Origin of the sequence: Aminobacter sp. UC22_36, assembly GCF_044056035.1 — a bacterium.
In the GTDB taxonomy this organism is placed as follows: domain Bacteria; phylum Pseudomonadota; class Alphaproteobacteria; order Rhizobiales; family Rhizobiaceae; genus Aminobacter.
On record NZ_CP171996.1, the window covers coordinates 2,571,157 to 2,583,821 of the forward strand.

A 12,665-nucleotide genomic window follows, 5' to 3' on the forward strand; every position below is an offset into this window, starting at 1 on the left:
GCAAGCCGGCAATTGAGGAGGAACAGCCCAATGCCACAAACAATATTTTCAGTCGATTTGAACAAGGCGCCGGAAGATCATGCCATCAAGACGCACAACCGGTGGCACCCAGACATTCCGATGGTCGATCATCTCAAGCCGGGGCACACCTACCGGGTCGAATGCCATGACTGGACGGGAGGCCAGATCGGCAACAACAACAGTGCCAATGACGTCCGCGACGTCGACCTGACGCGTGTCCATTATCTCAGCGGCCCGTTCGGCGTCGACGGCGCCGAGCCAGGCGACCTGCTGGTTGTCGACATCCTCGACCTTGGCGCCAAGCCCGACTCGGAATGGGGCTTCAACGGCCTGTTCGCCAAGGAAAACGGCGGCGGCTTCTTGACCGAGCACTACCCTGAAGCCAGCAAATCCTGCTGGGATTTCCATGGCATCTACACGACGTCGCGCCACATTCCTGGCGTGCGTTATCCCGGAATCATCCATCCCGGCCTGATCGGCTGCCTGCCCGACCACAAGCTGCTTGCCGAAGCCAACCGTCGCGAAGCCGAACTGGTGGCCACCGATCCCGGCCGCGTGCCGCCGCTGGCCGCCTTGCCTTATTCCGATACGGCACTGATGGGCCAGATGAAGGGCGATGCGGCGAGGAAGGCCGCGGCCGAGGCCTGGCGCACGGTTCCGCCGCGCGAGCACGGCGGCAACTGCGACATCAAGAACCTGTCGCGCGGTTCGAAGGTCTATTTCCCCGTCTATGTGAAGGGCGGCGGGCTCTCGATGGGCGACATCCACTTCTCCCAGGGCGATGGCGAAATCACCTTCTGCGGCGCCATCGAAATGGCTGGCTGGGTCGACATCAGCGTCGATGTCATCAAGGGCGGCATGGCGAAATACGGTGTCATCAACCCGATCTTCAAGCCAAGCCCGATCGACCCGCATTTTGACGACTATCTGATCTTCGAGGGCATCTCGGTCGATGAGCACACGGGCGAGCAATATTATCTCGACGCCCATGTCGCCTATCGCCGGGCCTGCCTCAACGCCATCGAGTACCTCAAGAAGTTCGGCTACTCCGGCGAACAGGCCTATATGATCCTGGGCACGGCTCCTGTCGAAGGCCGCATCGCCGGCATCGTCGATATCCCCAATGTCTGCGCCACCTTGGCCATCCCGACGGCAATCTTCGACTTCGATATCAATCCCAACGCCCACGGACCCAAGAAGCAGGACTTCAAGGCCGACGTCGCCAAGACGAGCTGATCAGGCCGCAACAACAACTAACAAACCGCCGGTCGGGAGCGTGTCCCGACCGGCGTTCTCCTGGGAGGGGATTTCATGCTGCTCGGATTTGGTTTGCTTTACGTTGGCGCCGTCCTGTTCCTGAACGGGCTTTGGCTGCTCGGGAAGATCGAAGACCGCGAGATTGTCGTCATCAATGTCGTCTCCGGCGTCGTGACGTTTTGCGCGTCGCTGGCCTGGGCGTTCGGACCCAACGCTGACGCTGCGTCCATCAAGGGGGCGGCGCTGACGATCCTGTTTTCGACGACCTATTTTTGGGTCGCCTATAACAGGGTCGTGAAAGTGGACGGACGCGGCCTTGGCTGGTTCAGCTTGTTCGTTGCCATCACCACGGTTCCAGTGGCGGTACAGGGGCTTTCCACCGCCCAGACGTCGACCGATTTCTGGCTGGCGTCCAACTGGGTGATCTGGGGCGTGCTATGGTTCCTGTATTTCCTGCTCTTGGCGCTGCAGCGCCCGGTCCTGCGGCTGACGGCCATCGTCACCTTGCTTGCCGGCATCGTTACAGGCTGGCTGCCGGGCTTCCTGCTGCTGGACGGCAAACTGTAACGCCGCAGTAGCCGAGGGGAAATTCGCGTTCTCGTAGGCTCTCGATGAGACTGGCAGGGCGAAGCAGTCGCTCGCCCCGCCGCCTTCTTTCTGTTCAATCGCCTGGGAGGCCGGCAATGCCGCTTTACAACTATGTTTGTGACGACTGTGGGCCCTTCGAAGAATGGGTGCCGATGTCGGATGCGCTCAGGGCTTGCGCATGCCCGCAATGCGAGGAGCAGAGCAACCGCGACGTGGCTGCGCCACGTTTAAGCCTGATGAATGGCAAATTGCGCCGCGCACTCGCCCGTTCCGAACAAAGCGGCACCGAACCGAAGGTGGTCAAGAAGGCGCATCTCAACGGTTGCGGCTGTGCCCTGTGCAAGATCGGCAACAAACCGACGCCAACGCGCAAGAAGTGGATGATCGGACACTAGCCTCCGACACGCCCTAGTCGCGTAGGATCATCCGGTCGCCGCGTACGTCGAAGCCTGACAGCGAGCCGATGAAATTCATCCCGAGCAAGCTTTGCTCGAGCCCCTGGTCGGCGACGAGCAGGGGCAGGTTCTTGCGCTCGATGGTGCCGATCTGGACGCTGGTTGCGGTGATGCGCGCGGCATGGGCGATGCCGTTCGCCGTCGACACCGGTATGGTGAAACTCAGGCTTTCGGGATCGAAACCAGCGCGTCGGGCATCGGCGACAGTCAGCACGGTGCTGGTGGCGCCAGTATCGACCATCGCCTGGATCGTCGCGCCATTGATTTGCAAGCGCGCGCCGAAATGCCCGTTCGGCAGCTTGTCGAGGGTCACGGTGGCACGGCCATCGCCATCCAGCGCCGACATCGGACTGCCCGGCACCAAGCCGGCGGTGACGCGGCTGGCGACGTCCTGTAGTTCGTAGCGATACTGATAGCCCGCGACGAACACCAGCACGATCAGCACCCATAATGCCAGGCTGCGCAATGTGTCGCCGAGGCGCGTTCCCCGGCGCAGGATGCCGGCACCAATGACCAGCAATAGCGCGCCGATATAGATCAGCTGACCGAAGCTGTCATTGTTCAGGCCGAGGGTTTCGCCAGACGAATGGTTGAACAGCAAAAGCAGCAGTCCGCCGCCGAGCAAGGCTATGACGACCCAGTAAAGGCGGCTCATGTCTGCGGGATATCCTCAGTTGGACGCGTTTTCGCGGGCCATGCGCGACCGGCGGGTCTCGCGGCGCGGCTTGCGCTCGATGGTTTCCAGGCGGGCGGGCAGCGTTGCCATGACGGCTCGGCGCGTCTCCGGCGTCATGTTGGACCAGGCGCCGACCTCGTCGCGAGTGCGGCCGCAGCCGAAGCAATAGCCGGTCGTGTCGTCGATCGAGCACAGCATGATGCAAGGGGTTTCAATCGCGGTCATCACGTCGTCCATGCGGATATGCTTTGCGCCGATGTATACACCGTGCCAGTCACAGATGATGTAGCCTGCGCGTCATTGCAAGCGCTTTCCCGCGACGTCACGTCTCGCTGTGCCAATGCCATCTCGCGATTGTTTTCGCTCGTCGAGGCAGCTATGCCGCGCATGACGATGATGAACGGCAGGCCGCACCCATGACCAACGCTTCTCCCTTTGACGATTTTCGCAACCTGTTTGGACATCTGCCGGAGGGTGATGTCGCGCAGGCGGGCAAGGTGTGGGCGTTGTTTGCCAAGGCCGACAAGCCGAAAGGCTCGCTCGGTCGCATCGAAGACATCGCAGCCTGGCTCGCGCGCTGGACGGGCCGCGCGCCGCCCTCGGTGCTCAAGCCGATGGTTGCGATCTTCGCCGGCAATCACGGTGTCGCGGCACAGGGCGTTTCGCCGCGGCCGATGGAGGCGACGGCCCAGCGGGTCGAACTGTGCGCCGCCGGTGGCGCTGCGATCAACCAGATCTGCCTTGCTAATGATCTTGGCCTGAAAGTGCTCGACCTGGCACTGCATTTGCCAACCGCCGACATCACCATCGAGCCGGCGCTCGACGAGCGCGGCTGTGCCGCCACCATGGCCTTCGGCATGGAGGCGATTGCCGGTGGCAGCGACCTGTTCTGCATCGGCGACCTCGGTGTCGCCAATACCACGATCGCAGCTGCCCTTTCGTCCGCGCTATTCGGCGGCAAGGGTGCCGACTGGGTCGGACCCGGTTCTGGTGCCGACGCTGCCATGCAGGCGCGCAAGGCCGATGTTGTCGACCGTGCGCTGGCGCTGCATGGACCTCACATCAAGGACCCGTTCGAAGCCTTGCGCCGCGTCGGCGGACGTGAATTTGCCGCCATTGCCGGTGCCATCCTTGCCGCGCGCATGGAAAAGATCCCGGTGCTGCTCGACGGCTATGCCACGACAGCCGCCGCCGCCGTGCTGCACGCTGTCGATCCGGCAGCGCTCGACCATTGCATGTTTTCGCACGTCTCGACCGAACCGGGCCACGCCCGCTTGCTGGCAAAGCTCGGCGCAAGGCCGCTGCTGGGCCTTGGCATCGATCATGGCGAGGCGGTTGGCGCCGGGCTAGCCGCTGGTCTGGTCAAAACCGCAGCACAGATCAGTTCGGGTATGGCGGCCGCAATCCGCTGACCTAGCGGCGGCCGGCAACACTGCGCGGCGTTGCCGATGGCAGGTCGTCGAGAACGCGGGCAGCGGGGAAGACAGCGATGGCCTCGGTGCCTTCGCGCAGCTTCGAGCGCAGTTGGAACTCACCGCCATGCAGGGCAAGCAGGCCCTGGACGATAGGCAAGCCAAGGCCGGTTCCTTGTTCCGCGCTCTTGATGGCGATCGAGCCCTGGCCGAACGCCGACAGCACGATCGGGATTTCGTCGGCGGGAATGCCGGGACCCTTGTCCTTGACCGAGATGTATTGTCCGCCGCCGGCGGTCCAGCCGACGCGGACGCGGATTTCGCTGCCCGTCGGTGAAAACTTGATGGCGTTGGACAACAGGTTGAGCGTGATCTGGCGGATGGCGCGCTCGTCGCCGAGCAGGCGTGGCAGTGCCGGTTCGAACTGCTCGACGATCCGCAGATCCTTGTTGCGCGCCTTGAGCTCCATCATGTGGCAGCAATCCTCGACAACCGAAAGCAGCATCAGCGGCTCTTCATTGAGCTGATAGCGGCCGGCTTCGATGCGCGACAGGTCGAGGATTTCGTTGATGAGATCGAGCAGATGCTGGCCCGATTGATGGATGTCGTGGGAATACTCCCGGTAGGTCGGGCTGTTGATCGGGCCGAGCACCTCGCCGGCCATGACTTCGGAAAAGCCGAGGATGGCATTGAGCGGGGTGCGCAGTTCATGGCTCATCGTTGCCAGAAAGCGTGACTTGGCGAGATTGGCGTCTTCCGCGCGGCGACGCGCTTCGTCGGACATCGACTTTGCCGTTTCCAGTTCGGCAATCAGCGCGTCCATTTCGGATCGCGACGCCATCAGCAGCAGCGCTGACCGGTTCTTGATCCTGGCGACATGCGAAAAGAAGGGCAGGGCGGCGACCAGCAAGGCGGCCATGACCATGCCGAGCGGTTCGGACAGTCTGGCGCCAAAGGCGGCATAGGCGGCGACTGGAACGACGAAGGTTGCAAGCAGCGCGCCGCGCAGCGAAGAGGCGACGATTGCGGTCGCGGCCATGGCAACGAGCAGGAAAGCGCCCTTGACGATGGCCAACAGGTCGGGTTCGCAGGCGGCACAGGTCATCGCGGCCAGGTAGGCCCAGGCAAGGCCGGTGACGAAGTGGCCAACGAAGAAGTTGCGGCGGATCGCCGACGGCGTCATCGCCGACGGTGCAGCCTCATCGGCGCGGCGGGCAAGCAGCGCCAGCCCGACATATCCCATCATGGCGACCAGCGCCCATTTGAGGATGTCCTCGTCGGCACCGAGGAGCAGGCCGATGCCGGCAAAGATGACGACCAGAAGCGGCAGTGTGGCTGAGTTGGTCCTGATCGAACGGGCGTGGAGTTTCAGCAATTCGCGGTCGAAGGCCAGGCCGCCCGGCTGCTGCGCCAATTGATCACGTGTCTTGCGCACAGCACGCGCGACATCGCTGTTGCGATGGCGTTTCCTGCGGTCCACAATGATCTTGTCCGCCGTGTTAGAGCGTTGCAACGGCATGTGATGTTTCGATTTTCGCGCGCGCTTACCTTAAGACTGCACGCTACGTCCGAATGATTAAGGGATTGTTTGCCATATGAGCCGTTCGTGGTCGGGCAGACCGCGACAGCGGTATTTCAGGCGTCCGCGCAGCCGCTGGCGCAAGTTTCTCGATTATTTGCTGGCGGCCGCCGTCCTCGGGCTGCTGATTCTGGTGTCGGCGCGGCTCGACCGGGTGGAAACGCGCCAGACCCAAGGCGTCGCTGTCGTCAATGACGGCGATTCGATCACCTTGGGGACTGAACGCATCCGCCTGCGCGGTATCGATGCGCCGGAGTATTCGCAGATTTGCAGGCTGGGCGGGGCCGAATATCCGTGCGGCCGGCGTTCACGCGAGGCGCTCAGCCGACTGATTGGCGCGCGCCAGGTGAGCTGCAGCGGTTGGGAGCGCGACAAATATGGCCGGTTGCTTGGCGAATGCAGTGTCGCCGGCACCGATCTCAACCGCACGCAGGTCGAAGCCGGCTGGGCGATCGCCTATGGTGGCTATGAAGTCGAGGAGGCTGTTGCGCGCCGTGACCGCAAGGGGCTTTGGGCCGGCGAATTCGATCGTCCGCGCGACTGGCGCAACATGCATGGCGACATGGCTGAAATCGAACATGGCAGCTATGGGCGCATACTCAACTGGCTGCGGGAAATCTTTCGATTCTCGTAGCTTGCGGCCTGTGGCTGCAAAGTCGCAACAAGTTTGAGGAGGCGGAAATGAAGCTGTTTGACGGAGGCCGGGCGCCTAATCCCAGGCGCGTGCGTGTGTTCCTTGCCGAAAAAGGTATCGAAGTGCCGATGGTTTCTGTCGATATGGGCGCGATGGAACACAAGAAGGCGGACGTTTCTTCGCGCAATCCGCTGCAACGCCTGCCCGTGCTCGAACTCGACGACGGTACCATCCTGACCGAGACCGTCGCCATCTGCCGCTACTTCGAAGAACTTCATCCTGAGCCGGCGTTGTTTGGTTGCGGCGCATTGGGCAAGGCGCTTGTCGAGATGTGGCAGCGGCGGATCGAGCAAAACCTGTTCCAGCCGGTGGCCTTTGCCTTCCGCCACATTCACCCGGCGATGAGGGATTGGGAGATCCCGCAGGTGCCGGAATGGGGCGAGGTCAACAAGCCCAAGGCCATCGAGTTCCTGGCTCTGCTCGACAAGGAGCTCGCCTCGCGTGAATTCGCCGCCGGCGACGAATATTCCATCGCCGACATCACCGGGCTTTGCGCCCTCGACTTCATGAAGCCGGCTCGGATCGTTGTGCCGGATGAATTTTCCAACGTGCGCCGCTGGCACCAGGCACTGGCCACCCGGCCGAGTGCCGCAGCCTGACAATGTCCGCCGAACTCGACAGGCTGGTTGCGGAGATCAAGGCCTGCCGCATCTGCGTCGAGCAACCATTGGGCAAACCGTTGCCGCACGAGCCGCGGCCGGTGGTCGTGCCGTCGTCCAGCGCGCGCATCCTCATCGCCGGGCAGGCGCCGGGCACCAAGGTACATCTGAGCGGAGCCCCATTCACCGACGCCTCCGGCGACCGACTGCGTGATTGGCTGGGCGTGTCGTCCGAGACCTTCTACGACCCAAACGCCTTTGCCATCGTGCCGATGGGTTTTTGTTTCCCGGGTCAGGATGCCAAGGGCGGCGACCTGCCGCCGCGGCGCGAATGCGCACTGGCCTGGCGCGCCCGACTGATGGCGCTGATGCCGCAGATCGATCTCGTGCTGACCATCGGCCAGTATGCGCAGCGTTGGCACATGGGGGCTGCACGGGCCGCCTCTCTCACCGACACCGTTGCCGACTGGCGGTCGGTCTGGGCGCGCTCGTCCTCGCCGCATGTCATGCCATTGCCGCATCCGTCATGGCGCAACACCGGTTGGATCAAACGCAATCCCTGGTTCGAAATGGAATTGCTGCCTTTTCTCAAGGCGGAAATCCAACGTCGCCTTCCCTAGGCGATATGGAAATCGATACCGAAGATACGGGGTGTGCGGAGAATTCCTTTCTTGTATGATGGGGTAAATCACAGGATTATGGCGAACCTTTTCTAACGGAGCCTGCATATGGACCGCCTCGACCGGAAAATCCTTCGCCTCCTTCAGGAGGACGCGACCTTGGCCGTGGCCGACGTCGCCAAGAAAGTCGGCCTGTCGACGACCCCGTGCTGGCGCCGCATCCAGAAGCTCGAGGAAGAAGGTGTCATCAAGCGCCGTGTGGCCCTGCTAGATCCCGAGAAGATCAATGCGCGCGTCACAGTGTTCGTCGCGATCCGCACCAATTCGCACAGCCATGAATGGCTGCGTCGCTTCTCCGAGGTGATCCAGGAGTTCCAGGAGGTCATCGAATTCTACCGCATGAGCGGTGACGTCGATTATCTTCTGCGTGTGGTCGTGCCTGATATCGCGGCCTATGACGCCTTTTACAAACGCCTGATCGCCAAGATCGAGATCCGCGACGTGTCGTCGTCCTTCGCCATGGAGCAGATCAAGTACACCACCGAAATGCCGCTCGACTACATGACCCTCGACAAGGAAAGCGGCGCGTCGGCGGCCTGATCAGCGCTTTTTCGCGTTCAATCGTTCAAGCGTCTTGGGATCGCTAAGTTCGCGCACGGCGTCCTTGCCGGTCCATCTCGCTGTCTTGTCGGATGAAGCCGCGAGCTTTTCCGACAACGCCAGTGCTGGCCTATGCAGGGCAGGCGAGCGCTTGCCGACCTGGCGCAGCGCCCAGTTGACGGCTTTCTTGACGAAATTGCGCTCGTCGGTGGAATACGCCTCGACCAGATTTAGCCAGCCTATGAAGGTTTCGTCAGGCTCTTTCTTCAGGTGCACGGCAGCGGTGGCGATCGTCGAGAAAGCCGTGCGCCGGACGAATTCGCGGTCATCCTGTGCGTAGGCAGGGATAATCTCGTGGGCGAGCTTCGCTTCGCAGATCAGATGAGCGGCGTGGTCGACGATCTCCCAGCTGTCGAACTCGGCCGCGATGGCGTCCAGCCGAGCGCGCGTGACTTTTGCCGGTTCGTCGGTGCCGATGGCCAGGATGCGCGCCTCGCGGATCCCCGTGGCCCAGAGCTCAAGCGCGCGGGCGTGATCGCGCTTCACCTGCCGGGCGATCGGGTTGAGCAGCGCATTGGGAATGCCGAGGGCGCGCTCGGTGGCAATGCCGAAGCGCGCCATGCCGGCACGGCTCTCCTCCGAGGCGAGCGTGCGCAGATGGGCGACGATCTCCTCGGCGGTCGATGCCAGCGACAGCGTCATGTTGGCTTACTTCTCGAGCCGTGCGAGCAGCGAGGACGTGTCCCAGCGCTTGCCACCCATGCTCTGCACGTCCTTGTAGAACTGGTCGACAAGGGCGGTCACCGGCAGTTTGGCGCCGTTGCGGTCGGCTTCTTCCAGGCAGATGCCAAGATCCTTGCGCATCCAGTCGACGGCGAAGCCGAAGTCGTATTTGCCGGCATTCATCGTCTTGTGGCGGTTTTCCATCTGCCAGGAACCGGCGGCACCCTTGGAGATGACGTCGACGACCTTTTCGATGTCGAGGCCGGCCTGCTTGCCGAAGTGAATGCCTTCGGCAAGGCCCTGGACGAGACCGGCGATGCAGATCTGGTTGATCATCTTGGTCAGCTGACCGGCGCCAGCCGGGCCCATCAGGCCGACCATGCGGGCAAAGGAATCGATCACCGGCCGGGCGCGCGCGAAGGCATCCTGCTCGCCGCCGACCATGACGGTGAGCACGCCGTTCTCGGCGCCGGCCTGGCCGCCAGATACCGGGGCGTCGAGGAAGTGGAAGCCGCCGACTTTGGCCGCGGCATCGAGTTCGCGCGCCACTTCCGCCGAAGCGGTGGTGTTGTCGATGAAGATGGCGCCCTTTTTCATCGAGTTGAATGCGCCCTTGGCACCTGTCGCGACTTGGCGCAAATCGTCGTCATTGCCGACACAGGCGAAGACGAAATCCTTGCCTTCGGCTGCCTCCGCTGGCGTTGCGGCGAACGCGCCGCCATGCTGGGCCGCCCATTTCTGGGCTTTCCCGGTGGTGCGATTGTAGACGGTGACGTCGTGCCCGCCCTTGTTCTTGAGATGCCCGGCCATGGGGTAGCCCATGACGCCAAGACCAAGGAACGCGACCGATGCCATGGCTCACCCTTTCGAAGTGCAAAAATGCTCTGGTGTCCGTGGTCTATGCCATGGAACGGATTCGTCAAGACGATCGTGGTTGGGCCAGGCTTGATCAGCGATGCAGGTGGCGGGTGATGCGCCTCTCGATCCAGTCCACCAGATGGCGCAGTGTTTCGACCAGTGACAGATACAGCAGCGCCGCCCAGAGATAGGTCTGGAAGTCGAAGGTGCGTGAGAAAGCGCGGCGCGTTTCGCCCATCAGGTCGTAGACGGTGATGATGGCGACGATGGCCGAGCCCTTGATCATCAGGATGATCTCGTTGCCGTAAGGCCTGAGCGCGACAATCAATGCCTGCGGCAGGATGACCTTGTAGAGCGTCTGCAACTTGGACAGGCCAAGCGCGGACGCAGCTTCCCACTGGCCCTTGCCGACGCTTTCGATCGCCCCGCGCAGGATTTCGGCCTGATAGGCGGCGGTGTTGAGGGCGAAGGCAAAGACCGCGCAATACCAGGCCTCGCGGAAGAAGCTCCACAGGCCGACGGCCTCGAGTTGGGGCCGGAACGAGCCAAAGCCGTAGTAGATCAGGAAGGTCTGGGCGAGCAGCGGCGTGCCGCGGAAGAAATAGACATAGCCGTAGGAAATCGCGTTCAGAACGCGGTTTTTCGACATGCGGGCGTAACAGATCGGTACTGACAGGATGGCGCCGAGGATGATCGAGATCGCCACCAGCACCAGCGTCACACGCAGGCCTGACAGGTAGGACGGCGCATATTTGGCGAAAAGTTCGGGGTTCCAGGCGCTGAACAGATAGGTGACCAGGCCAGCGCCGAGGGCGATCCAGAGGCAGACAAAGACCCAGCCCATAATGCGCTGGCGTGACCACCCGCGTGGCGGTGCCGGTGGGCGCTGCATTTTCACCGTCTCACTGGTCGCGCTCATCGCTGTGCCTCCCGCTTGCCGACCCAGCGTTCGATGGCGTGGATGCCGAAGGATGAGATGATGGCGAGCGCGAGGTAGATCAGGCAGGCAACGCCGAAGAACATGAATGCGTGCTTGGTGACGCGGGCAGCGACGCTGCTCTGGCGCACGATGTCGGTCAAGCCAACGGCAGAGACCAGGGCGGTGTCCTTGAGCAGGATGAGCCACAGATTGGACAGGCCGGGCAGGGCGATGCGGACAAGCTGCGGCACGATCACCAGCCGCATCGTCTGGCGTGGCGACAGGCCGATGGAAAAGCCGCCTTCATATTGACCACGCGGGATGGCACGGAAGGCGGAAAGAAACACTTCGCTGGCGTAGGACGAGAAGACGACGCCAAGAGCGACCATGCCGGCGACGAAGCTGTTGATCTCGACCACCGCCTCCGGCCGCACCAGTCGCACCGCCTGCTGGATGCCGATCTGCGCGCCGTAGAACACCAAAAACAGCGTCAACAGTTCCGGCAAGCCGCGGAAGATGGTGGTGTAGATGTTGCCGGCGAGCCGCATGGCCGGTTCGCTCGACTGCTTGGCAAGTGCCACAAGGAAGCCGATCAGCAGGCCCAATGGCAATGTCACCAGCGCCAGCGAAACTGTGACGAGCACGCCATAGGCAAGATCGTCACCCCATCCGTCAGGCCCGAAACTCAGAAGCGCCCACACGCTTTGCATCGGTATGCTGCCCCCGTTGGCCTCCCTTTGCAGGAGTACCGCCGCCTTTGATGAAGGCTTGTTGTTGTGCTTATGTTAGCCAAACGGCGGGAACTTGTCCCGCCGCTTGTTCAGTTTTCACACCATTGACGGCTCAATCGCCGTACACATCAAACTTGAAGTACTTGTCGTTGATTTCCTTGTACTTTCCGTTGGCACGGATGGCCGCGATCGCAGCGGTGAACTGGTCGGCCAGCGCGGTCTCGCCCTTGCGGACGCCGACGCCGGCGCCATCGCCGTGGATTTCAGGCATGTTCGGAACCGTGCCGACGATCTTGCAGCAGGCGCCATCAGGCGTTTCCAGCCAGTTGCCCATGGTCACTGCGTCGTCGCCGACCGCATCGAGACGACCGTTCGCCATATCGAGCTTGTACTCTTCGGCCGTCGGATACGACTTGATCTCGCTGTCGGTGAAAACCTTCTCGGCGTAGTTGTAATGGATGGTCGAGCCTTGCACGCCGATCTTCTTGCCAGCGAGATCTTCCTTGGTCACGCCCTTGATGTCGCTGTCCTTGGCGACCGCGATCACGGCGGGGGTGTTGATGTACTTCTTGGAGAAGTCGATCTTCTCCTTGCGCTCAGGCGTGATCGACATCTGGGCGATGATGGCGTCGAACTTGCCAGCCTGCAGGGCTGGGATCATGCCGTCCCACTCCTGGGCGACGATCTCGCACTTGACCTTCATCTCTTCGCAAAGCGCGTTGGCGATATCGACGTCGAAGCCGACGAGCTTACCGTCGGAGGTCAGGCTGTTGTAGGGAGGATATGCGCCTTCCGTGGCGATCTTGATTGTCTTTTCCTGCGCTTGTGCCATGCCGATGGTGAGCGCCAGGGCCGCGGTCGCGGCCAAGGCAATACGCTTGGAAATACCCATGATGTTCCTCTCTTCTCGCTTCGGCCGGTTCCCGTCCATGG

The 12,665-nt window shown here is 62.3% G+C and carries 16 protein-coding genes; 8 read left to right on the plus strand and 8 right to left on the minus strand.

Annotated elements, in window-relative coordinates; translation table 11 throughout:
• Positions 1 to 30 precede the first annotated feature (30 nt).
• The 3 genes from fmdA to ACHMW7_RS15790 all read left to right on the plus strand — a co-directional run bounded on the left by fmdA (position 31) and on the right by ACHMW7_RS15790 (position 2,261).
• Entirely contained in the window at positions 31 to 1,257 is a 1,227-nt protein-coding gene (fmdA, locus tag ACHMW7_RS15780; protein ID WP_395451112.1) for a formamidase, read from the plus strand.
• A 75-nt stretch (positions 1,258 to 1,332) separates the two neighbouring features.
• Positions 1,333 to 1,845, plus strand: coding sequence for an AmiS/UreI family transporter (locus ACHMW7_RS15785; RefSeq protein WP_395451113.1), 513 nt, complete (start codon positions 1,333 to 1,335; stop codon positions 1,843 to 1,845).
• 116 nt (positions 1,846 to 1,961) lie between these two features.
• Entirely contained in the window at positions 1,962 to 2,261 is a 300-nt protein-coding gene (locus ACHMW7_RS15790; protein WP_395451114.1) for an FmdB family zinc ribbon protein, read from the plus strand.
• Between the two features lie 13 nt (positions 2,262 to 2,274).
• Here ACHMW7_RS15790 and ACHMW7_RS15795 read toward each other — a convergent pair whose 3' ends face one another.
• A complete protein-coding gene (locus ACHMW7_RS15795) occupies positions 2,275 to 2,976 on the minus strand; it encodes a TIGR02281 family clan AA aspartic protease (RefSeq protein WP_395451115.1) in 702 nt (233 codons plus the stop codon).
• Positions 2,977 to 2,991: 15 nt separating this feature from the next.
• The gene (locus tag ACHMW7_RS15800) at positions 2,992 to 3,222 is read right to left on the minus strand and encodes a DUF1289 domain-containing protein (protein WP_395451116.1); all 231 of its coding nucleotides are present in this window, start codon (positions 3,220 to 3,222) and stop codon (positions 2,992 to 2,994) included.
• Between the two features lie 191 nt (positions 3,223 to 3,413).
• On the opposite strand from ACHMW7_RS15800, the gene ACHMW7_RS15805 reads away from it, so the two are divergent.
• Positions 3,414 to 4,409 (plus strand): nicotinate-nucleotide--dimethylbenzimidazole phosphoribosyltransferase, encoded by a 996-nt coding sequence (locus ACHMW7_RS15805; protein WP_395451117.1) that lies wholly within the window; start codon positions 3,414 to 3,416, stop codon positions 4,407 to 4,409.
• Between the two features lies 1 nt (position 4,410).
• On the opposite strand, the gene ACHMW7_RS15810 is transcribed toward ACHMW7_RS15805, so the two are convergent.
• Positions 4,411 to 5,928 carry a sensor histidine kinase gene (locus ACHMW7_RS15810; RefSeq protein WP_395451118.1) on the minus strand — a complete coding sequence of 506 codons (1,518 nt, stop codon included), beginning with the start codon at positions 5,926 to 5,928 and terminating at the stop codon, positions 4,411 to 4,413.
• 76 nt (positions 5,929 to 6,004) lie between these two features.
• On the opposite strand from ACHMW7_RS15810, the gene ACHMW7_RS15815 reads away from it, so the two are divergent.
• The 4 genes from ACHMW7_RS15815 to ACHMW7_RS15830 all read left to right on the plus strand — a co-directional run bounded on the left by ACHMW7_RS15815 (position 6,005) and on the right by ACHMW7_RS15830 (position 8,501).
• On the plus strand, positions 6,005 to 6,622 hold the full coding sequence (locus ACHMW7_RS15815; RefSeq protein ID WP_395451119.1) for a thermonuclease family protein: 618 nt from the start codon (positions 6,005 to 6,007) through the stop codon (positions 6,620 to 6,622).
• 47 nt (positions 6,623 to 6,669) lie between these two features.
• Positions 6,670 to 7,281: a glutathione S-transferase gene (locus tag ACHMW7_RS15820; protein WP_395451120.1), complete on the plus strand. Its 612-nt coding sequence runs from the start codon at positions 6,670 to 6,672 to the stop codon at positions 7,279 to 7,281.
• A 2-nt stretch (positions 7,282 to 7,283) separates the two neighbouring features.
• A complete protein-coding gene (locus ACHMW7_RS15825) occupies positions 7,284 to 7,901 on the plus strand; it encodes a uracil-DNA glycosylase family protein (protein ID WP_395451121.1) in 618 nt (205 codons plus the stop codon).
• Positions 7,902 to 8,009: 108 nt separating this feature from the next.
• A complete protein-coding gene (locus ACHMW7_RS15830; RefSeq protein WP_184767513.1) occupies positions 8,010 to 8,501 on the plus strand; it encodes an Lrp/AsnC family transcriptional regulator in 492 nt (163 codons plus the stop codon).
• Here ACHMW7_RS15830 and ACHMW7_RS15835 read toward each other — a convergent pair whose 3' ends face one another.
• The 5 genes from ACHMW7_RS15835 to ACHMW7_RS15855 all read right to left on the minus strand — a co-directional run bounded on the left by ACHMW7_RS15835 (position 8,502) and on the right by ACHMW7_RS15855 (position 12,624).
• Complete coding sequence (locus ACHMW7_RS15835; RefSeq protein WP_395451122.1) at positions 8,502 to 9,203, minus strand: DNA alkylation repair protein; 702 nt, start codon at positions 9,201 to 9,203, stop codon at positions 8,502 to 8,504.
• Between the two features lie 6 nt (positions 9,204 to 9,209).
• Complete coding sequence (locus ACHMW7_RS15840) at positions 9,210 to 10,079, minus strand: NAD(P)-dependent oxidoreductase (RefSeq protein ID WP_395451123.1); 870 nt, start codon at positions 10,077 to 10,079, stop codon at positions 9,210 to 9,212.
• A 94-nt stretch (positions 10,080 to 10,173) separates the two neighbouring features.
• Entirely contained in the window at positions 10,174 to 11,001 is an 828-nt protein-coding gene (locus ACHMW7_RS15845) for an ABC transporter permease (RefSeq protein WP_395451124.1), read from the minus strand.
• Positions 10,998 to 11,711, minus strand: coding sequence for an ABC transporter permease (locus ACHMW7_RS15850; RefSeq protein ID WP_395451125.1), 714 nt, complete (start codon positions 11,709 to 11,711; stop codon positions 10,998 to 11,000). The genes ACHMW7_RS15845 and ACHMW7_RS15850 overlap by 4 nt, the downstream gene beginning before the upstream one ends.
• 133 nt (positions 11,712 to 11,844) lie before the next feature.
• The gene (locus ACHMW7_RS15855) at positions 11,845 to 12,624 is read right to left on the minus strand and encodes an ABC transporter substrate-binding protein (RefSeq protein WP_395451126.1); all 780 of its coding nucleotides are present in this window, start codon (positions 12,622 to 12,624) and stop codon (positions 11,845 to 11,847) included.
• Positions 12,625 to 12,665 lie beyond the last annotated feature (41 nt).

Excerpts from the sequence above, each read along its gene's own strand:
- fmdA (WP_395451112.1), top strand. The coding sequence starts at position 31 with ATGCCACAAACAATATTTTCAGTCGATTTGAACAAGGCGCCGGAAGAT.
- ACHMW7_RS15785 (WP_395451113.1), top strand. The coding sequence starts at position 1,333 with ATGCTGCTCGGATTTGGTTTGCTTTACGTTGGCGCCGTCCTGTTCCTG.
- ACHMW7_RS15790 (WP_395451114.1), top strand. The coding sequence starts at position 1,962 with ATGCCGCTTTACAACTATGTTTGTGACGACTGTGGGCCCTTCGAAGAA.
- ACHMW7_RS15795 (WP_395451115.1), bottom strand. The coding sequence starts at position 2,976 with ATGAGCCGCCTTTACTGGGTCGTCATAGCCTTGCTCGGCGGCGGACTG.
- ACHMW7_RS15800 (WP_395451116.1), bottom strand. The coding sequence starts at position 3,222 with ATGACCGCGATTGAAACCCCTTGCATCATGCTGTGCTCGATCGACGAC.
- ACHMW7_RS15805 (WP_395451117.1), top strand. The coding sequence starts at position 3,414 with ATGACCAACGCTTCTCCCTTTGACGATTTTCGCAACCTGTTTGGACAT.
- ACHMW7_RS15810 (WP_395451118.1), bottom strand. The coding sequence starts at position 5,928 with ATGCCGTTGCAACGCTCTAACACGGCGGACAAGATCATTGTGGACCGC.
- ACHMW7_RS15815 (WP_395451119.1), top strand. The coding sequence starts at position 6,005 with ATGAGCCGTTCGTGGTCGGGCAGACCGCGACAGCGGTATTTCAGGCGT.
- ACHMW7_RS15820 (WP_395451120.1), top strand. The coding sequence starts at position 6,670 with ATGAAGCTGTTTGACGGAGGCCGGGCGCCTAATCCCAGGCGCGTGCGT.
- ACHMW7_RS15825 (WP_395451121.1), top strand. The coding sequence starts at position 7,284 with ATGTCCGCCGAACTCGACAGGCTGGTTGCGGAGATCAAGGCCTGCCGC.
- ACHMW7_RS15830 (WP_184767513.1), top strand. The coding sequence starts at position 8,010 with ATGGACCGCCTCGACCGGAAAATCCTTCGCCTCCTTCAGGAGGACGCG.
- ACHMW7_RS15835 (WP_395451122.1), bottom strand. The coding sequence starts at position 9,203 with ATGACGCTGTCGCTGGCATCGACCGCCGAGGAGATCGTCGCCCATCTG.
- ACHMW7_RS15840 (WP_395451123.1), bottom strand. The coding sequence starts at position 10,079 with ATGGCATCGGTCGCGTTCCTTGGTCTTGGCGTCATGGGCTACCCCATG.
- ACHMW7_RS15845 (WP_395451124.1), bottom strand. The coding sequence starts at position 11,001 with ATGAGCGCGACCAGTGAGACGGTGAAAATGCAGCGCCCACCGGCACCG.
- ACHMW7_RS15850 (WP_395451125.1), bottom strand. The coding sequence starts at position 11,711 with ATGCAAAGCGTGTGGGCGCTTCTGAGTTTCGGGCCTGACGGATGGGGT.
- ACHMW7_RS15855 (WP_395451126.1), bottom strand. The coding sequence starts at position 12,624 with ATGGGTATTTCCAAGCGTATTGCCTTGGCCGCGACCGCGGCCCTGGCG.